An 18,801-nucleotide genomic window follows, 5' to 3' on the forward strand; every position below is an offset into this window, starting at 1 on the left:
TTTTTATTAAGCTTTTTGTTGAGGCTCTTCTGGATGATTTTCCAACAGTAAAAATCAGATCGCTTGTCCAGCAACCACCATAATCTGCCCCAAGGCGATCGCCCCATCATTGGGCGGAAATTTCTGTGGGTAATAGACATTTGCCCCGCTAGATTCCAACTTTTGGATCGTTTTCTCTAATAAATATTTATTTTGAAAACAGCCCCCCGTTAAGACAATATTTTTTCGAGAATTAAAACCAAGCTTAAGGGTATGCAGATAAATATCAAAAATAATTTCTACCAAGGTATTGTGAAATTTTGCCGCAATAAAATTTTCAGGCAAGTCATTTTGTAAATCCTGAATAATACCCTGAAATAAACCATGACTATCAATCTCTAATATTGAATCATTTTTTGTGTATTGAAACTGATAAAAATCTGGTATTTGTAAACCATCAATTGAAAATTCTAAAGCCATCGCTGCCTGTCCTTCAAAACTTTCCCTTTGCCTTAAATCAAGCAGAGAGGCAACCCCATCAAATAAGCGTCCAACACCAGAAGTGAATGGCGTATTAATGTCTTTTTTAAAGATTAATAAAAGCAATTCCAATTCTGTTGCAGAAAAAGCCTGAATTGTGGGTAAATTTAACTTTTTCAATACCTGTAAATCATAAAATTGAGACAACAAACCTAAAGCACTACGGCGGGGTTCTCGACTCGCTTGATCTCCCCCCGGTAACGGAAACGGTTTAAAGTGGGCAATTTTTTCACAACCCTGTTTTGTCACCCAGAAAAACTCACCGCCCCAAATTGTGCCATCTTCGCCATATCCCGTCCCATCCCAAGCCACCCCTAACAGCGGCGATTCAAGCTGATGTTCCGCCATACAAGCATATATATGGGCATGGTGGTGCTGCACTGAAATCAAAGAAATATTCAGTTTCTGCGCGAGATTTTTAGCGTATTGTGTAGAGAGGTAATCAGGATGTAAATCACAGGCAATAATATCAGGTTGAAAGTCATAAATTTGACTTAATTTCTGCAATGTTTTTTCCATCGATTGTAGTGTTAATTGATTGGATAGATCACCAATATGCTGACTTAGAAAAATATGATTTTTTTGGGCGATCGCCACCGTATTTTTTAGATGTGCCCCCATTGCCAAAACACTTTTCGAGAGCGTTCGTTTTAAGGTGAGTGGCTCTGGCGCATAGCCCCGCGATCGCCGCAAAATTATAGGCGTATTGTTCATCACTTGCACCACTGAATCATCCACCGGACGCAAAATTCGGCGATTATGAATTAAAAAGCCATCGGCAATATTTTTGAGCCTCTCTAGCGCTTCAGTTTCCTCAATGCAAATGGGTTCATCACTGCGGTTACCACTGGTTGCAATGACTGGAAAATTCAGGCCTTTTAATAACAAATGGTGTAGCGGAGTATAGGGCAACATTACTCCTAAATTCGGATTGTGCGGCGCAACATTTTCAGCAAGATTAAATTCTTTTTTCTTCTGTAATAAAACAATCGGACTGGCTTGGGAAGTCAAAAATTCTTCTTCTAATTGTGGCAGAAAACAATCATTTTTAATGGACGGCAAATCAGGATACATCACTGCAAAGGGTTTATCAGGACGTTGTTTCCGATCTCGCAATTGTTGTACTGCTTTGTTATTTCTGGCATCGACTAATAACTGAAATCCGCCTAAGCCTTTTAGGGCGACAATTTTTCCATCACGAATATATTGAATTGCTGCCTCTAAAGGTGATTGATTTGTATTTTCTTGCCCTTGGCAATGACTCAAAAATTCAAGTTTAGGGCCACAAATTGGGCAGGCGTTGGGTTGGGCATGGAAACGGCGATCGCCGGGGTCTTCGTATTCCCGTTGACAGTCGGCACACATCGGAAAATCTGCCATTGACGTTAGGGGGCGATCGTAGGGCAGGGTTTCAATAATGCTATAGCGGGGGCCGCAATGGGTGCAGTTCGTAAAAGGATATTGATAACGGCGATTTTGGGGGGCAAAAATTTCTGCAATGCATTCAGAACAGGTAGCCAAATCGGACAAAATAATCGCTATTTTTTCCCCAGTTTGACTGGCATGAATTTCAAACTTTTTAAACCCAATAGGCTCCAAATATTGATATTTTAAAGCATCAATTTTGGCATGGGGGGGCAACTCTGTTTGCAGTTTTTCGAGAAATAAATTTAAAAGCGATCGCCCACCTTCTACTTCAATAGTGACCCCCGCAGCCGAGTTATTCACCCAACCAAATAAATTGAGTGCTGTCGCTAATTGGTAAACAAAGGGACGAAAACCAACCCCCTGCACTGTGCCTTGAATCTCTAACCTTAACCGTCGTTTCACAAGAAATTCAAGGAATTAATACAGGTTGCCCAACAATCATTTGATACTGGCTTTGAAGATAGTTTGACCAGTTATCCATGCCCTCCCCTGTGCGCGCCGATAGTTCAAAAACTTCTGCTTGGGGACACATTTTTTTGATATTTTCTAATGCCAAATTACGGTCAAAACCCACCACTTCAGCAATATCAATTTTATTAATAATGACAACATCAGCAGACTTAAACATTGTCGGGTATTTTAATGGTTTATCCTCCCCTTCTGTCGTAGACAGTAAGACAATCCTTTTATGTTCACCAAGGTCATAGGCAGCGGGACAAACTAAATTGCCTACATTTTCAATGATTAATAAATGAACACCATCAAGGGCAAGTTTTCGGGCGGCATTTAAGACCATTGCCGCATCAAGGTGACAAAGAGTTCCTGTAGTAATTTGGGCAACCGAAATATTATTTTTTCGTAGCCGTTGGGCATCGTTATCCGTTTCTAAATCGCCCACGATGACGGCTGAATTCAGTTTATTTTTTAATTGCTCAATGGTGCATTCTAATAATGCCGTTTTCCCTGATCCGGGACTCGAAACGACATTAATAACAAATAAATCTTTCGCCAAAAAATAGCCACGATTACGCTCAGCTAGACGATCATTTTTCGCAAAAATGGATTGATTAATATCAATGGCATGGCTATGGTTCCCATTGTGATCATAGTGATGGTGATGTTCATGGTCGTGGGGGTGATGATGGTCATGATGCCCGTGGGAATGATCATGGGCGTGGGTATGAATTTCCACAGGTTTTTCAACAGCGTTACAACCGCAATTTCCACACATAATTTAAATCACCTCTAAGGATTTTAATTCGACTTCTTTACCACTTAAAATATGTTGACTTAAACTACTACATAACGGACATTCATAAAATAAATCAGAGGGTGTAAAGGGGCGATCGCATTGGGCACAATAACAGGTCACAGGAACTGTTTCAATAATTAGTTGAGCCTGTTCGGCAAGGGTTCCGCCTGCCACCGCCTCAAAGGCAAAACTCAGGGCTTCTGGCACCACCCCACTCATTACCCCAATCCGCATTGTCAAACCTACAATTTTTGCAGCGTTTTTTTGCTCGGCTGAGGCACAGGCGATCGCCACGGTCTCTGTCATGATTGCGACTTCATGCATAACAATTATGACCTCTGCTGTTGCACCCATCGACGGAATTTTCGTAGAATAGTGGTGCGTCCTTCAACTTTACTATCTGCCAAAAATTGAGGTATGACTTGAATTAGATTCCAACCCGCAAAAATTTGACTATCACTAATGCTTTGATAATGACCATCAATTAAAACATTAATTTGTAAAGTATTTCGCTCAAATCGCCACAGTTCAGGAACGCCTAATGCTGCATAAATATCAGGATAGGTGCGAGATGTAATGTCAATTTCAAGGGCAAGATCAGGTGGAGGATCAATGCTTAAATCAATGCGACTTTTGCCCCGTATTTTTGCTTCATTCTTAATGTAAAAACATTGATCGGGTTCTAGTCCTTGGGATGTTTCTTTTCTAAATGTGGTAGAGCCTAAGCAACGAAATTCTATGTTGAGTTCTTCCAGTAATACTTTGATTAAATCACTAACAATTTCTTTATTATCTTCATGTTCGGCTAATGGAGTCATAATCTCTAAAAATTGATCTTTATATGCGATCCGAGCCGCACGATGTTCGCCTAAGTCTGTCAAAATTTGCTCGAATTCCTGCCAAGTAATATCCCGTAAGATAATATGCTGACCAGGGGGAACTTGAACACGTTTGAGTTCTAATAACATAACGTTTGGTTTGAGCTTTTAATCTATTATGACATTAAAAAATTGAATCACGGAAAAAAGGCGATCGCCACGGTTTCTGTCATAATGGCTACTTCATGCATGGTGTAAGTCGCTTTTGCAAAAGTTGAATTGCTTTTTGAATGGCATTTTTGGTTATTTCAGAATAGTTTTCTCCCAGTTTGAAATCTTGAGCAGGGATTAAAACTAAGTAAGCATCGGGCGCATAATGATAGATTTCTTGGGCTAAATTCAAAAGGCTTTTGGGGTCAACAAAATGTCCAAAATTGTGTTCATTATCTCTCCGTTGAATAGGTTTAATCGTTAAGGTCTCAACGGGAGCCGCATCGATAAAATAAACCTGCTCCACTTGTACCAAATCTTCCACTAATTCAGGGGTGAGTTGATGGGTGGCGATCGCCTTTATATTTTCCTGATTAAAAAAAGCTTCCGCAACCTTTTGTCCTGCCCCGTCGTCAGAACGTAAGGTATTACCATAACCAATAATTAGAGTCTGTTTCATTAACTGTCACGACGAATTTCTTTAACAAGAGAACCATCGGGGGAAATTAATTGTAAAATCATCGGCATTTGTCCGACGGCATGAGTTGAACAACTTAAACAAGGATCATAATTTCTAACCCCAGCTTCCACCCGATTTAAAATGCCTTCTGCAACAGTTTCACCGTGAATATAATGTTTGGCAATTTGGGTGACAGTGCGGTTAATGGCAAAGTTATTTTGTCCTGTCGCAATCACTAAATTTATCTTTTTAAGCAGTCCATTTTCATCCACTTGATAATGGTGAAATAGGGTTCCTCGTGGTGCTTCACTCACACCAACAGCTTCGGTTTGATTGACCCCCGCCTCTGCTTGTAAACGATTAGAAAATAAATCAGGATCATCAATCATCCGCTCAATTCTTTCGAGGGAACCTAATATTTCAATCAGTCTGGCATGGTGATAAACAAAGGAAGCCTGCACAATTCTGCCGTGCCGTTGTCGATATTCAATCAGTTCTTGATCGGCGGCTTCTGTGCCAAAATGTTCACAAATATTTAGCCGTGCTAAAGGCCCGACGCGGTAAACACCCGTTTCGCCAAAAAGTTTGTAATAGGGGGATTTTAAGTAGGAATCTTCCTGTAATTTTTCCCCAAGAAATTCACGGTAATTGTTCGGATCAAGGCGATCGCCCACAATATTGCCGTGGCTATCGATCATCCGCAAAATGCCGCCATAATGTTCCCATGCGCCGGACTCGCCTATTAAACCCAGATAAAGACTCGGAAAATTGCCGAAAACTGCCACTTCTTCCTGATGGGAGTCAAGAATTTTTTTAAATAAACTCAGGGCATTTTTAACGGTATTTTTTGCTTCCGGTAAACCCTCTTTAATATAAGTTTGTCCTTCTTTTGTTAACGGCGATCGCACACCACCGGGGATTGACCAGGCGGGGTGAACTTTTTGGCTCCCAAGGATTTTAATAATGTCCTGTCCAAATTTTCTTAGACGAATTCCACCCCGTGCTAAATCAGGATCAGCGGCAATTAAACCAAATACATTTCTCGTCTTTGGATCGCCGTCCCAACCAAAGATTAAATCAGGACTACTGAGGTGGAAAAAACTGAGGGCATGGGATTGGGTAATCTGGGCAAGATTAATCATTCGCCGTAATTTTTCTGCCGCTGCAGGAATTTTTACAGCTAATAATTGATCCCCTGTTTTTGAGGATGCAATTAGGTGACTGACGGGACAAATGCCACAGATTCGGGAAGTTAAGGCGGGCATTTCCCAGAAAGGACGACCTTCACAAAATTTCTCAAACCCCCGAAATTCCCCGACATGAAAACGGGCTTCATTGACTTCCCCTTGATCATCTAGATAAATGGAAATTTTGGCATGTCCCTCGATGCGCGTCACGGGATCAATAATGATTGTTTTAGACATTTTTTACTCCTAGATGATTTTTCAAACGAACGCTAAAAATGTGTTGATTAAAATAGTTTTTATTTTAACGAATTATGACTGTTAACCACTACACCAATTATCAACCATTAAATGATCGATGGCTTCTGGATTTTTTTCTAAATATTCTTCAAGGGCGGTTTTATTTACTTTTTGGGATTGTTGGTAGGCGGTTTCAGTTTGTAGTTCTTCCACCATTGCCCATGCTTGAATACAGTCACTCGAATCATGTCCTTTTTCTTGACAGATTAATTTTGCCTTTTGAATTGCGGCTTGCATTTCTGCGGCAAATAATAGTTCTTTGGGACGTTCTAGAAAATCACTTTTGCTAATTAAATCTTCAACGGTAATTATCCCTAAAAGTTTGTCAGTCATGACGGGGGCACTGTGCAAATTCCATTGACTAAATAAACGAGCAACATATTCAACTGCCAGATCGGGACTCACGAAAATACAAGGTTTGGTCATAATTTCATAGACGCGTATTGCCCTTGGATCACGACCATAGGCGATCACTTTACTGACGATATCGGTGGCGGTCAAAATGCCGTAGGCATCGTGAACATGGCGACGATCAACCATTAATACACGGGTTTTATTCACGCGCATACATTGGGTGGCACTGGCAATGGTCGCTAAACCTTTGATGGTCACCACATTGGGATTCATGATATCGGCGGCAGTCAGCATGGCAAATGTTTGGGACATAAAATCTAGCCGAATTTAATCATTTCTCGCCCGACCATCTCCGGCAATTTTCCTTCTAATAAGGGGGCGATCGCCGCTTTGATTCGGTCGGCATCGGGGGGGCAACCGGGGAGAAATAAATCGATATCAACGACTTCATGGATGGGCAAAACTCTGGGTAATAAGGGCGGCAAAATTCCTCCGATAATTTGTTGGGGTAATTGGTGTTCTTCAGTGAGTTCTTTATAGCCCCGTTCTAAAATGGTTTGGGCATCACCTTTTTGGTTACGAATGCCCGTGACATTGGTCGTTACGGCACAGTCCCCAAAGGCAATTAATAGCTTGGTATTTTGGCGAACTTTTTCTAACAATTCCAAATTTTCTTGGTTGGCAACAGCCCCTTCAATGAGACAAACATCGACATTTTCAGGGTAATCTTTGACATCGGAACCGACGGGACTAAAGACCACATCCACATATTTTGTCAACTCAATTAAAAATTCATCGAGGTCTAAAAATGACATGTGGCAACCGGAACAACCCGCCAACCAAATTGTTGCAAATCGAATTTTTTGTTGGGTTTCTTGCGCCATTATCTTGTCCACTCCCCTTTTGTGCGTGCGGTAATTAAAAATTCTAGTTTTTGGCGATCGCCGAGTTTACTGCCTACGGTGGCTCCCTTGCGGAAAATCGATCCCGTTGGACAAGCATCCACACATTTGCCACAACTCGTACAGGCATCCACCGCCCCCCAAGGCTGATTTAAACCAGAGACAATTTTCGATTCACCGCCCCGATTTGCCACATCCCAGACGTGCGCCCCCTCGATCTCATCACAGACCCGAACACAGCGGGTGCAAAGGATACAGCGATTATGGTCAATGCCAAATTGCTTGTGGGAAATATCCACCTCCCGTTTTGGATATTGGTACGGAAAGTGCGAATGATCCATCCCCACCTCCACCGCCATATCCTGCAACTCACAATTGCCATTCGCCACACAGACCGCACAAACATGGTTCCCTTCCGCGAAGAGCAATTCCACCGTCATCCGACGATATTCTTCTAATTTTTCTGTGTGGGTCTGGACGACCATTCCCTCCATCACCTCCGTCACACAGGCGGGCTGGAGTTTATTACTCCCCTCAATTTCCACGAGACAGAGACGACAAGCTCCCACATCGGAAACCCCCTCCAGATGGCACAGGGTCGAAATGTGAATCCCTGCATCACGGGCGGCTTCAAGGATCGTTTCCCCAGCGCGGGCGCTGATTAGCTGATCATTTATCGTTAAAGTTTTAACTGCCATAGTTTTGCGATTTTGCTTAAGGTTCTCTCTGCAAGAACTGCATGGGAATTTAAAAAAATTTAATCGGTATTACCCGCCACGAGGGACTCGTACTCATCACGGAAATAGCGCAGGGTACTTAAAATTGGATTCGGCGCACTCTGTCCTAACCCACATAAACTCGCGTCCTTGACCATGTGACAAAGTTGTTCGAGCAGTTCGATATCCTTGGGGGCAGCCTGTCCCTTGAGCATTTTGCTTAACAGTCCCGACATCTGCACCGTTCCGGCACGGCAGGGGATACATTTACCGCAGGATTCGCACTGACAAAATTCCATGTAAAACTTCGCCACATCAACCATGCTAGTGGCTTCGTCCATGACAATCATGCCGCCGGAACCCATCATTGTGCCAAGTTTGATCAAGGAATCATATTCGATGGGTGTATCAAGGTAGTCCGCCGGAATACAACCGCCGGAGGGCCCTCCGGTTTGGACAGATTTGACTGTGCCGCCGTCGGGGATGCCACCGCCCATTTGCTCGACAATTTGCCGGACAGGGGTTCCCATCGGCACTTCGATCAAGCCGTTGTTGGTAACTTTTCCGGTGAGGGCAAAGACTTTTGTGCCTTTGCTTTTTTCGGTGCCGATGCTGCTAAACCAGTCTGCCCCTTCACGGATGATCGGGACGATGTTGGCGTAGGTTTCAACGTTGTTGATTAGGGTGGGATGTCTCCACAGTCCGGACTGGGCGGGGTAGGGAGGTCTGGGTCTGGGGGTTCCCCGTCCGCCTTCGATGGAGGCAATTAGGGCGGTTTCTTCGCCACAAACGAATGCTCCTGCGCCAATGCGGATGTCGATGGTGAAGTTGAAGGGGGAATTAAAAATCTGGCTGCCGAGTAAACCTTTGCTCTTAGCCTGTTTGATTGCTTTTTCGAGGCGTTGGATCGCGAGGGGATATTCGGCCCGAATGTAAATATATCCGTGGTTTGCGCCCACGGCATAGCCGGCGATCGCCATCCCTTCAAGTACCCGGTGGGGGTCACTTTCCAGCACCGCCCGATCCATGAATGCCCCCGGATCCCCTTCGTCGGCGTTACAGACGACATATTTTTGATCCCCCGGCATTTTCGCGACGGTCGCCCATTTCAATCCCGTGGGATAGCCGCCGCCGCCACGCCCCCGTAGTCCGCTCTGGGTAATTTCTTCCACCACCGCCATCGGGGTCAGATCTTCGAGCACTTGGTGCAATGACCGATAGCCACCCTGCGCAATGTACGCCTCAATCCGTTCCGGGTCAATTTTGCCGCTATTTTCTAGTACCACGGGTTTTTGTAACGTGAAAAATGGCGCTTGGCGATCGCAAATTTCCAGCTTATTCGAGGGCGTTTCTCCCAATGCTACATCGACGATCTCTGGGGCAACTTCTGGCATCACCTGCTGAAAACAAGTCTCTTCGCTCACATCCACCAACGGCGCAAAGCCACAGAGTTTCATGCAACCGACGGGAACCACCTCCAGGCGATCGCCCAAATTTTTTTCTTTAATCCGTTTTTCCAGCTCCTCTTTTACCACCAAACTCCCAGAAGACATACAACCCGCCGCCGTACAACAGCGAATCTGAATTTTCCGATGGCTATCCTGTTCCGCCTCAGCAATTTCAAACAATTCCGCTAAATCCGTCATCTTTCCCGCAAATCCTGACTACAAATAAAAAAACTCCGAAATCTGATCCCTGATCCCCGTCAACTTCCCTCAGACAACTGCCGCAACCTTGCCATCACCTGATCGGCATTCTGTTTCCCGCACACCTCATCGTCATAAACCACCGCTGGCGCGATGCCGCAGGCTCCAATACAGCGCGCCGTAACCAAAGAAATTTGATCATCTGCCGTTGTTTCCCCCGGTTTAATGTGGAGAGTTTCATCAATTTTATCGAGGAGTTCTTGGGAGCCTTTCACATAGCACGCCGTCCCCAAACAGACGACACAGGTATGTTTCCCCTTCGGTTTTAAGGAAAATAAATGATAAAACGTCGCCACCCCGTACACTCGACTGAGGGGCAGTTTTAACCCCCGCGCCACATATTCAAGCACCTCATCTTCGAGGTAACCAAAGACTTCCTGGGCCTTGTGCAGAATCTCGATCAGGGTATCTTGGCGATATTGATTCCGTTTCATGGCGACTTCCAGCACCCGAAAACGTTTATCCGCAGGAACCGCATGGGAAATGGCCATGGTAATCGTCTCAAATGACAGTAAAAATCAGGCAGCGATCGCCTTTGCTTTCATCTTAAAAAGGATTAATCCCAAGGATCAATTAAACGCCTTGAAACCTCAGAATTCTACAGAAAAATTTAAGCTTTTTCTCTAAAATGTTAAGTCTTACAAACGAACCTTGATTGTATAAAAATCAGCACCAGCTTTTTGCGAATTAATATAAATTTGATCGCGTTATAAAACAATTATTTTGTTGTTTAATTCCAGGGAATTTGACAGTTAATAATTTTAATCAATGTACAAAAAATACTTAACAAATTCGCGGTAATTGTTCACCACTCAGACGTTCTAAAATGCGTGTTATCCCCAGATCATTTTCTACAATCACGGGGGCGATCGCCAAATGTTGTTCCCCACAGTTTTGGGTTGTCACGAGACCAATTTGACGGGCGTTGGGGTTGTGGTGCTGTAAAATCGCTAGGCCTTCCGCCGCCTCTGCTGCTGGCAAAATCGCCACAAAGCGGCCCTCATTGGCGATATGTACTGGGTCAAAGCCAAAAATTTCACAGGCCCCGCGCACTGCTTCAATTACAGGAATTTGATTGCCATGGACTTTAAACTGATATCCAGCGGCGATCGCCAACTCATTCAAGACCGCCCCTAACCCACCCCGCGTCACATCCCGCAGACAATGCACCCCAATCCCCGCTTTTAACAAATCCTGTACCGGCTCCACCAAGGGAGCACAGTCACTTTCAATGGGACTTTCAAAGGCTAACCCCTCCCGCTGGGCCATAATCGCGATGCCATGGCGACCGAGATCTCCGCTGACTAAAATCGCATCTCCGGGGGCGATCGCCTTCGGTTGAATATTAAGCCCAGATTCAATAATGCCAATGCCTGATGTGTTGATAAACAGACCATCCCCCTTACCCCGTTCCACCACCTTCGTATCCCCTGTGACGATCTGTACGCCGACGGCCTGGGCCGCCTGCTGCATCGAGACCACCACCCGCCAGAGGGTTTCTAAGGATAAGCCTTCTTCTAAAATGAAGCCCACACTAAGGTACAGGGGCCGTGCTCCCGCCATCGCCAGATCATTCACCGTGCCGTAAATCGCTAATTTGCCAATGTCTCCCCCCGGAAAAAAAAGGGGCTGCACCACATAGGAATCCGTCGTAAACGCGAGTTTCTCCGCCGATACTGGTAAGGCCGCCGCATCATGGCTCGTGCAAGGCTCACCAAAGGCTGTGGCAAACATTTTGTCGATGAGGTCTTGCATCAGTTTGCCACCGCCGCCATGGGCTAACAGTACATGGGAAGTATTTTGTAAGGGAAGCGGGCAGGTTAAATCCATGGGGGCGTATTGCTTGCTATTTTTTCGTTTAAGGTAGCGCCTCCCCAAGGGAAAAAGAACCCTGCCATCATTTTGGGTAATGAAAGTTCAAATCCTGAAGTTTGCGGGTGAAATATCGCTGATCTAACAAGTTGTCTCAGTACGGTTCGGGGCTTAGGAGATGGGGTAATCTGGACTGAGAATTTTGAGCCTCAACGCAAGAAGGAGTCCCCATGAGTTACCGGATGTCGCGCCGTGCCTATGCAGAAACCTATGGCCCCACGGTGGGCGATCGCCTGTGTTTAGTGGAGATAAAACTGTAACAGGAAGTCTTTTTAACAATCCAAAAAACAATTATTCAACAAGAGCATGATTGGGAAAAAATACTTTAAAAATCGCCTAGGAGAAACTTACAAATTTTCGGTAATACCATACATGTATGGTGAAGGGTATGGCCTTCATAGCATTTTTTTATTGTTTATCCTCAAAATATTAAATAATAAATATTCAAGATTACTGGTATTGTATTTTTACCGAGAAGTTCATCAATCCCCTCTATATTCTTGGGAGTTATGTGTTGATGTTTGTGGTAAGTCCATACTTGTTTTAACATCAAAAGAAAATTATGGACTAATCCCCCGTAGGATTAATTTTTTTATAGGAGTATCTTCTGATAACACTTGGAACATAGCCTGTAAAAAGATCAAGGTCTTAAACGTTAAATCTTGTTGCTCAGATACGGAAGAAAATATTGATTTCTTGTATTGTCGTCCATTCTACGTTGAACTAAGTCAAGAATCATGTAGTCTAATACAGCCAGATTACGCAAAAGTTTTTTTGAGCAATTTTCATCAAAATGATAATGAAATTTATGTTGAAATTCAAGAAAAATTAATACACTTTCAGTCACTTAAAAATACGAAAGAAATTTTGGCTTTTATTGAGATGGAAAGACTGAGTGGGGCGATTCTTTCAGAAATGCTTATTCCATTTAAAAAGCATGAAACCACGGAAGATATTCAATACCAAATACAGTCTATTAGCAAATTTTTGAGTTTTCTAAGATTGAATTCAATTCTTCCTTTTGTCATCGAATACCAATCCGAAAAAGAAGCTATTCAATACTCAATAACTAACTATCCACAGCATCCTTTAAATAGAAATTATTCCGTCATTGACAACTCTTTCATCCATAGAGGAATACCGAATGCTTTTAGTTGCATTTATTCTAATTATGTTGATTTGCAAGCAAAATTCAATACTAAACAAGCAACTCTAAATATAAATCGCCTGATTAGTTTTATGGTCGAAATAAATAGACAAAGATATATGGATGTAAAACTTGCGACATTGATCATAGCATATGAATACTTTATGTCTAAATGCCTGCTTGATCATGGAATTTCGTCAGATAAAATAAACAATCAAAACATCCAACAAAAACTAGGTGAAATCAACAAAGTTTTTAGATTTATACCAAAACAGATGACTGGTGATACTTTTCGTGGAAATTTACGTAATCCATTATTTCATGAAGGAGAAATTCCAAACCTGCCAATAGAAGAGCAAATTAGTCTTTTTGAAAATTATTATGATCTCTTGATACGTATGGTACTCAGATTATTTAAATATTCTGGAGAGTATCGATCTATTCTTACAAATCAACCTTCAATTCCATAAATATAAATAGACTATCCTCTTTCCTAACAAGTTGTCTCAGCTACGGTTCAGGGCTTGGGAGATGGGGTAATCTGGACTGAGAATTTGAGCCTCAACGCAAGAAGGAGTCCCCATGAGTTACCGGATGTCGCGCCGTGCCTATGCAGAAACCTATGGCCCCACGGTGGGCGATCGCCTGCGCTTGGCAGATACGGAACTGTGGCTGGAAGTGGAACAGGATTTCACCACCTATGGGGATGAGGTGAAATTTGGGGGCGGGAAAGTGATCCGCGATGGTATGGGACAGTCCGCCGTTACTCGCGCTGATGGGGCGGTAGATACGGTAATTACCAATGCGCTGATCGTGGACTGGTGGGGCATCGTCAAGGCCGATGTCGGCATCAAAGATGGCAAAATTTACAAAATCGGCAAAGCTGGCAACCCTGACATCCAAGACAATATCGACATTATTATTGGCCCCGGCACCGAGGCGATCGCCGGTGAAGGCCATATCCTCACCGCTGGGGGCATCGATAGCCACGTGCATTTTATTTGTCCCCAACAAATCGAGGTGGCGATCGCCTCTGGGATCACGACGATGATTGGTGGCGGCACTGGCCCCGCCACGGGCACCAATGCGACCACTTGCACCCCTGGAGAATGGCACATTTTTCGGATGCTCGAAGCCGCCGAAGGGTTTCCAATAAATTTAGGATTTACAGGGAAGGGCAACAGTGCCAAACCGGAAGGACTAATCGAACAGGTTCGTGCCGGGGTAATCGGCCTCAAACTCCACGAAGACTGGGGTACAACACCCGCCGCCATCGACAATTGTCTTTCGGTCGCCGATCAATTTGATGTGCAAGTCGCAATCCACACCGATACCCTAAACGAAGCAGGTTTTGTGGAAGATACGATCGCTGCCTTTAAAAATCGCGTCATCCACACCTACCACACCGAGGGGGCTGGGGGTGGCCACGCACCGGACATTATCAAAGTTTGTGGTGAAGCGAATGTATTGCCATCTTCAACAAACCCGACCCGTCCCTACACCCTCAACACCCTAGAAGAACACCTGGATATGTTGATGGTTTGCCATCACCTCGATCGCAGTATCCCTGAAGATGTCGCCTTTGCCGAGTCGCGCATCCGTCGGGAAACCATTGCCGCCGAAGATATTTTGCATGACTTGGGGGCCTTTAGCATGATTTCCTCGGATTCCCAGGCCATGGGGCGCGTTGGGGAAACAATCATTCGCACCTGGCAGACGGCCCATAAGATGAAAGTTCAACGGGGCGCTCTGGCCCAGGACACTGGGGAGAACGATAATTTTCGCATTAAACGCTACGTTGCCAAATACACAATTAACCCAGCGATCACCCACGGCATTTCCAATTACGTCGGCTCCATTGAGGAAGGAAAATACGCCGATCTCTGTCTCTGGAAACCCGCTTTCTTCGGCGTCAAGCCAGAACTGGTGATCAAAGGTGGGGCGATCGCCTACGCCCAGATGGGCGATCCCAATGCCAGCATCCCCACACCGCAACCAATCCACATGCGGCCAATGTTCGCCAATTTTGGGAAATCAATGCAATCTACCGCCTTCACCTTTGTTTCCCAAGCGGCCATGGAAGCAGATGTGGCGACACGATTGGGTCTCCAGAGAACCGTTTTACCTGTTACCAACTGCCGCAACCTGACGAAGCGCGACCTGAAGTTGAATGATTACCTGCCTAGAATGGAAGTAGATCCTGAAACCTACCATGTGCGGGCCGATGGGGAAATGCTCGTCTGTGAACCGGCCACTGTTTTACCCATGGCCCAACGTTACTTTTTATTTTAAAGACCATCTTGTTAAAAATAGAAAAAGACTCTTAATATTGGCTTCAAAGCAACGTTAACCGTCTATCGGCTCAATGAAATCGGAGATCGATAATGATTTCTACAGTCCCTCAACTTTTTACGGTAGAAGATTATCTCGAACAGGAAGCGAGATCAGTCTTAAGACATGAATTTATTCAAGGAAAAATTATTCCCATGGCAGGGGCTTCCGCAAATCACAATCGCTTGACTTTAAATCTAAGTCGCTTATTGCCGTTTGAAATCAGCGATCGCCAATACGAAATCTTCGTCAGTGATATGCGTCTTTGGTTACCAGATGTGGCTAGTTATCTTTATCCTGATGTGATGATGATTGAAGGCGCACCAGTTTTTCTAGACGAGAGCCAAATGGCGGTGACAAACCCCTCTATGATCGCTGAGGTACTTTCTAACTCCACCGAAGGATTTGATAAAAATCAAAAATTTTCCCTTTATCGCACGATTCCCCAGTTACAGGAGTATTTATTAATCGATCAGACTTACCCACGGGTAGAGCTTTATCAAAAGGTAGGCGATCGCCAATGGTTACTAACTGAATTAATGGGGGAAAATGCTGTCATCAAATTCAAGTTTGCTGCGTTAGAAATCAAACTTTCAGAATTATATAAACGGGTTAACTTTGTTGAGAATTAATTGCCTAAATACTTTATTAACCCATAAGCTCGGTTCTTCCTAAAAGAATTTTTATTGCAAAGGTAACACTGACGGGATCAAACAAAGGACGATAGAACTATGAGCTATTGATCCTTTGGCAGATCTCTATGAAAAAAGTCTTTGTCCTGGATACGAATGTCCTGCTCCATGATCCCAAGGCGATGCTGTCCTTTGCGGATAACGAAGTGGTCTTGCCGATCACGATTATTGAAGAATTAGACCGTTTCAAGAAACAAGTCGATTCCATCGGTCGCAATGCCCGACAAGTTTCCCGTACCCTTGATGCCCTCAGCCATGGGGGATCTTTGGTGCAGGGAATCACCCTCGATCAGGGAGGCTTGCTGCGGGTCGCCCTCTGTAAACCAGAAATTCTCGAAACTTTGCCGACGGAATTGGCAGGGGATTCTGGCGATAATGAAATTTTGGCGGTGGCCCTAACGGAACAAAATAATTGTCAATGTCCGGTCGTCCTCGTCAGTAAGGACACGAACCTACGCATTAAAGCCGGAGTTTTAGGTCTGACCACCGAAGATTATGAAACGGGCAAGGTCAACCTCGATGAGTTTTATGGGGGGACGGCGGAAGTTTTTGTGGATGCAGAGGCGATCGCCAAATTTTACCAAGACGGAACCATTACCCTACCCGAAAGCTTTTTTCCCAATCAGGCGGTAACCCTCGTTGATCGCCTAAAGCCAACCCACACTGCCCTGGGGATTTGTCGCGGCGACGAGCATCAGGTGGTGCCCCTCCATAAAGCAACGAAAGCCCCGGTTTCCAATATCCAAGCGCGCAACCGTGAACAAAAATTTGCCCTGGAATTATTGCTACAGGATGAGATTCAACTGGTGACGTTGGTCGGGAAAGCGGGCACAGGTAAAACCCTCTTGGCCCTTGCTGCTGGGGTAGCGAAAGTGGCCGGGGAACGTCTTTATAATCAACTGCTCATTTCACGGCCCATTGTGCCCATGGGCAAAGATTTGGGCTATCTGCCGGGGGAAATAAAAGAGAAACTTACCCCCTGGATGCAGCCCCTTTACGACAATTTAGATCTCATTTTCAATACCCAAGACCTCAAAGACAAACCGCGCCACTGGCGGCACGGCTACGAGGAACTGATGGAATTAGGCTTATTGCAAATCGAACCCTTGACCTACATCCGGGGCCGCACGATTCCCCGACAAATTTTGATCGTTGATGAGGCGCAAAATTTAACGCCCCACGAGGTAAAAACCATTTTGACCAGGGCCGGGGAGGGCACCAAGATTATCCTCACCGGGGACGTTGAGCAGATTGATAATCCCTATGTGGATGCGTCCAGTAATGGGCTGACCTATGTGGTAGAAAAATTTAAACAGGAGGCGATCGCCGGTCACATTACCCTCCTCAAAGGTGAGCGATCGCCATTGGCAGAACGGGCCTCAATCCTGCTTTAAAAGCTGATTCTAGGGCAACCAACGGGGATAAACTCCCGCAAAGGGTAGGGCCTCCAACTGAGTTTGGTCGGGGGTTTCACCAGGAACAATGAGCCAGAGTTGCCCGCCGGCGATCGCCTCCCCGGATGCCGTCCGGAAAAAAGGCTCTTCCACGTCGGTAATGTCCGTCACCACCTGGCTAAAGAGCAACCCCAGACCATCGGGGGCCATGCTGAGGGCAATATCTTGGTATTGGGTCAACTGGGCGAGGCGATAGACCGTCTGGGTTTCGAGATCAATCTGGGCAAAATAGGGTTGCTCCCGGTATTCGTCCCCAGGGATTAATTCTGTCAGTAAACAATAAAGCTGGGTTTCCGTGGGGTTAAAGTCGCAATCTAGCACCGAGCCGTCCGTATCCAGTAATTTTTGTTCCTGGTTGCGGCTGTTGACCAAATAAAGCGATCGCCGGTAGCGCAATTCTGGATTATCACTGTTGAAATCCACCAATACCGCCGTTGTCCCATCGGGCGAAAACGTCACCACCTGACCGAAACGGGGCAAAAAGTCGAGGGGTTCTTCTTGGATATCTTCTAGGGAAAAAATACCAATCCCTTTCCCCTGGGGTAGAGCAATGGTTTTCCCATCCGGGGCGATCGCAAAATCTCCCCCCGACAAGCCCAACGGTTGCGGTTCTTCCCCAGGCATCACGAGCCACAGCCCAAAGTCCGCTGGATCATCCCGCTTGACCCGTTGCACGGCGATCGCCTCTCCATCCGCTGCGAGTTGAAACTGCAAATTTTGGTAGGTGCGATTATCTAAAACCAGTTCTAAATCTGAAGAAGTGTCGTCTTCCCCAAGGCCTGTGCTCACCCGATAAAGTTGACTATCCTGAATCCCTTCTGCTGGGCGCGTCCGATCCACCGCACTAAACAAAATTGCTTTCCCTTCCGGATACACCTGAAAGTCCAGCACCACCAAATTCGGCGGCGTTAAAATGCGTTTCTCGTCCTTTGTCCAGTTGTATAAAATTAACCGTCCCTTTTCCTGCTGTGTCTCATCGGTGCCCACATAGGCCAGGGCGCGATCGCGGGTGCGAAAACTACTGGAAAATGGCTGCATCGTCTTGCCTAGATTTCCCGAAGCCGCAAATTTTTCCCGCGCCCCCCGTAAGGTTAATTGATAATCCTGGCCATAGGGAGCCGGTGCCAGCAACGTATAGGCCAAACGTTTACCCGCCCAACTGGTCTTGCCAGGGAGCGGCGGATCAATGACTAAATTATCCTCAACCCCCACCGCATCCATCGGTCGGTCGAAGGTCAAAATAAAGGCCGTATCATCACCACCAATGCGTTGTTCCTGCCAAGAAAATTCCCGCACCCTCGGCCCGGTATTAATCGGACAATCCACGCCACACAGTTGCTCACCGCCGACACCGATGCCGATCATCAGACTAAAGATCACAATCAACAGGAGGGCAAGACGATCAATGCGGGTCATGGTTTTCAAAACGGTCATAGGATCTACGGGGGCTGATTGC

At 45.3% G+C, this 18,801-nt stretch carries 18 protein-coding genes; 5 read left to right on the plus strand and 13 right to left on the minus strand.

Going from position 1 to position 18,801, the window contains the following annotated elements; genetic code table 11:
* Positions 1-54: 54 nt before the first annotated feature.
* The 12 genes from hypF to hypE form a co-directional block, all read right to left on the minus strand.
* On the minus strand, positions 55-2,349 hold the full coding sequence (hypF, locus tag AACT35_RS07910; RefSeq protein ID WP_099240366.1) for a carbamoyltransferase HypF: 2,295 nt from the start codon (positions 2,347-2,349) through the stop codon (positions 55-57).
* A 7-nt stretch (positions 2,350-2,356) separates the two neighbouring features.
* Positions 2,357-3,178: a hydrogenase nickel incorporation protein HypB gene (gene hypB, locus AACT35_RS07915; protein ID WP_099240368.1), complete on the minus strand. Its 822-nt coding sequence runs from the start codon at positions 3,176-3,178 to the stop codon at positions 2,357-2,359.
* A gap of 3 nt (positions 3,179-3,181) precedes the next feature.
* Complete coding sequence (hypA, locus tag AACT35_RS07920; protein ID WP_099240371.1) at positions 3,182-3,523, minus strand: hydrogenase maturation nickel metallochaperone HypA; 342 nt, start codon at positions 3,521-3,523, stop codon at positions 3,182-3,184.
* A 5-nt stretch (positions 3,524-3,528) separates the two neighbouring features.
* Positions 3,529-4,167 (minus strand): Uma2 family endonuclease, encoded by a 639-nt coding sequence (locus AACT35_RS07925; protein ID WP_030006021.1) that lies wholly within the window; start codon positions 4,165-4,167, stop codon positions 3,529-3,531.
* An 88-nt stretch (positions 4,168-4,255) separates the two neighbouring features.
* Complete coding sequence (locus AACT35_RS07930) at positions 4,256-4,687, minus strand: hydrogenase maturation protease (protein ID WP_099240374.1); 432 nt, start codon at positions 4,685-4,687, stop codon at positions 4,256-4,258.
* Complete coding sequence (locus tag AACT35_RS07935) at positions 4,687-6,111, minus strand: Ni/Fe hydrogenase subunit alpha (protein ID WP_099240377.1); 1,425 nt, start codon at positions 6,109-6,111, stop codon at positions 4,687-4,689. The genes AACT35_RS07930 and AACT35_RS07935 overlap by 1 nt, the downstream gene beginning before the upstream one ends.
* Before the next feature lie 81 nt (positions 6,112-6,192).
* Positions 6,193-6,837 carry a CP12 domain-containing protein gene (locus AACT35_RS07940; RefSeq protein WP_254048065.1) on the minus strand — a complete coding sequence of 215 codons (645 nt, stop codon included), beginning with the start codon at positions 6,835-6,837 and terminating at the stop codon, positions 6,193-6,195.
* 5 nt (positions 6,838-6,842) lie between these two features.
* Positions 6,843-7,409, minus strand: coding sequence for an oxidoreductase (locus AACT35_RS07945; protein ID WP_099240379.1), 567 nt, complete (start codon positions 7,407-7,409; stop codon positions 6,843-6,845).
* Positions 7,409-8,125, minus strand: a complete 717-nt coding sequence (gene hoxU / locus AACT35_RS07950) for a bidirectional hydrogenase complex protein HoxU (protein WP_099240381.1) — start codon at positions 8,123-8,125, stop codon at positions 7,409-7,411. Before hoxU ends, AACT35_RS07945 begins: the two co-directional genes overlap by 1 nt.
* A gap of 59 nt (positions 8,126-8,184) precedes the next feature.
* Complete coding sequence (locus tag AACT35_RS07955) at positions 8,185-9,789, minus strand: NuoF family protein (protein ID WP_099240384.1); 1,605 nt, start codon at positions 9,787-9,789, stop codon at positions 8,185-8,187.
* 59 nt (positions 9,790-9,848) lie between these two features.
* The gene (gene hoxE / locus AACT35_RS07960) at positions 9,849-10,340 is read right to left on the minus strand and encodes a bidirectional hydrogenase complex protein HoxE (protein ID WP_099240387.1); all 492 of its coding nucleotides are present in this window, start codon (positions 10,338-10,340) and stop codon (positions 9,849-9,851) included.
* A gap of 292 nt (positions 10,341-10,632) precedes the next feature.
* Entirely contained in the window at positions 10,633-11,679 is a 1,047-nt protein-coding gene (gene hypE, locus AACT35_RS07965; protein WP_099240389.1) for a hydrogenase expression/formation protein HypE, read from the minus strand.
* Positions 11,680-11,891: 212 nt separating this feature from the next.
* On the opposite strand from hypE, the gene AACT35_RS07970 reads away from it, so the two are divergent.
* The 5 genes from AACT35_RS07970 (at position 11,892) to AACT35_RS07990 (ending at position 17,285) form a co-directional block, all read left to right on the plus strand.
* On the plus strand, positions 11,892-11,981 hold the full coding sequence (locus AACT35_RS07970) for a hypothetical protein (RefSeq protein WP_216820563.1): 90 nt from the start codon (positions 11,892-11,894) through the stop codon (positions 11,979-11,981).
* A 46-nt stretch (positions 11,982-12,027) separates the two neighbouring features.
* Positions 12,028-13,338, plus strand: a complete 1,311-nt coding sequence (locus AACT35_RS07975; protein ID WP_099240392.1) for a hypothetical protein — start codon at positions 12,028-12,030, stop codon at positions 13,336-13,338.
* 112 nt (positions 13,339-13,450) lie between these two features.
* Positions 13,451-15,160, plus strand: coding sequence for an urease subunit alpha (gene ureC / locus AACT35_RS07980; RefSeq protein ID WP_099240394.1), 1,710 nt, complete (start codon positions 13,451-13,453; stop codon positions 15,158-15,160).
* 92 nt (positions 15,161-15,252) lie between these two features.
* Positions 15,253-15,831, plus strand: coding sequence for a Uma2 family endonuclease (locus tag AACT35_RS07985; RefSeq protein WP_099240397.1), 579 nt, complete (start codon positions 15,253-15,255; stop codon positions 15,829-15,831).
* Between the two features lie 128 nt (positions 15,832-15,959).
* Positions 15,960-17,285 (plus strand): PhoH family protein, encoded by a 1,326-nt coding sequence (locus tag AACT35_RS07990; protein ID WP_012305828.1) that lies wholly within the window; start codon positions 15,960-15,962, stop codon positions 17,283-17,285.
* Between the two features lie 9 nt (positions 17,286-17,294).
* On the opposite strand, the gene AACT35_RS07995 is transcribed toward AACT35_RS07990, so the two are convergent.
* Positions 17,295-18,779: an Ig-like domain-containing protein gene (locus tag AACT35_RS07995; RefSeq protein ID WP_030007903.1), complete on the minus strand. Its 1,485-nt coding sequence runs from the start codon at positions 18,777-18,779 to the stop codon at positions 17,295-17,297.
* Between the last annotated feature and the right edge of the window lie 22 nt (positions 18,780-18,801).

It is taken from the genome of Synechococcus sp. BDU 130192, assembly GCF_963876085.1.
GTDB lineage: Bacteria > Cyanobacteriota > Cyanobacteriia > Cyanobacteriales > MRBY01 > MRBY01.

What these genes read in the sequence shown, in the direction of transcription:
- hypB (WP_099240368.1), bottom strand. Translation starts at nt 3,178, where the DNA reads ATGTGTGGAAATTGCGGTTGTAACGCTGTTGAAAAACCTGTGGAAATT.
- hypA (WP_099240371.1), bottom strand. Translation starts at nt 3,523, where the DNA reads ATGCATGAAGTCGCAATCATGACAGAGACCGTGGCGATCGCCTGTGCC.
- AACT35_RS07925 (WP_030006021.1), bottom strand. Translation starts at nt 4,167, where the DNA reads ATGTTATTAGAACTCAAACGTGTTCAAGTTCCCCCTGGTCAGCATATT.
- AACT35_RS07930 (WP_099240374.1), bottom strand. Translation starts at nt 4,687, where the DNA reads ATGAAACAGACTCTAATTATTGGTTATGGTAATACCTTACGTTCTGAC.
- AACT35_RS07935 (WP_099240377.1), bottom strand. Translation starts at nt 6,111, where the DNA reads ATGTCTAAAACAATCATTATTGATCCCGTGACGCGCATCGAGGGACAT.
- AACT35_RS07940 (WP_254048065.1), bottom strand. Translation starts at nt 6,837, where the DNA reads ATGTCCCAAACATTTGCCATGCTGACTGCCGCCGATATCATGAATCCC.
- AACT35_RS07945 (WP_099240379.1), bottom strand. Translation starts at nt 7,409, where the DNA reads ATGGCGCAAGAAACCCAACAAAAAATTCGATTTGCAACAATTTGGTTG.
- hoxU (WP_099240381.1), bottom strand. Translation starts at nt 8,125, where the DNA reads ATGGCAGTTAAAACTTTAACGATAAATGATCAGCTAATCAGCGCCCGC.
- AACT35_RS07955 (WP_099240384.1), bottom strand. Translation starts at nt 9,789, where the DNA reads ATGACGGATTTAGCGGAATTGTTTGAAATTGCTGAGGCGGAACAGGAT.
- hoxE (WP_099240387.1), bottom strand. Translation starts at nt 10,340, where the DNA reads ATGGCCATTTCCCATGCGGTTCCTGCGGATAAACGTTTTCGGGTGCTG.
- hypE (WP_099240389.1), bottom strand. Translation starts at nt 11,679, where the DNA reads ATGGATTTAACCTGCCCGCTTCCCTTACAAAATACTTCCCATGTACTG.
- AACT35_RS07970 (WP_216820563.1), top strand. Translation starts at nt 11,892, where the DNA reads ATGAGTTACCGGATGTCGCGCCGTGCCTATGCAGAAACCTATGGCCCC.
- AACT35_RS07975 (WP_099240392.1), top strand. Translation starts at nt 12,028, where the DNA reads ATGATTGGGAAAAAATACTTTAAAAATCGCCTAGGAGAAACTTACAAA.
- ureC (WP_099240394.1), top strand. Translation starts at nt 13,451, where the DNA reads ATGAGTTACCGGATGTCGCGCCGTGCCTATGCAGAAACCTATGGCCCC.
- AACT35_RS07985 (WP_099240397.1), top strand. Translation starts at nt 15,253, where the DNA reads ATGATTTCTACAGTCCCTCAACTTTTTACGGTAGAAGATTATCTCGAA.
- AACT35_RS07990 (WP_012305828.1), top strand. Translation starts at nt 15,960, where the DNA reads ATGAAAAAAGTCTTTGTCCTGGATACGAATGTCCTGCTCCATGATCCC.
- AACT35_RS07995 (WP_030007903.1), bottom strand. Translation starts at nt 18,779, where the DNA reads ATGACCGTTTTGAAAACCATGACCCGCATTGATCGTCTTGCCCTCCTG.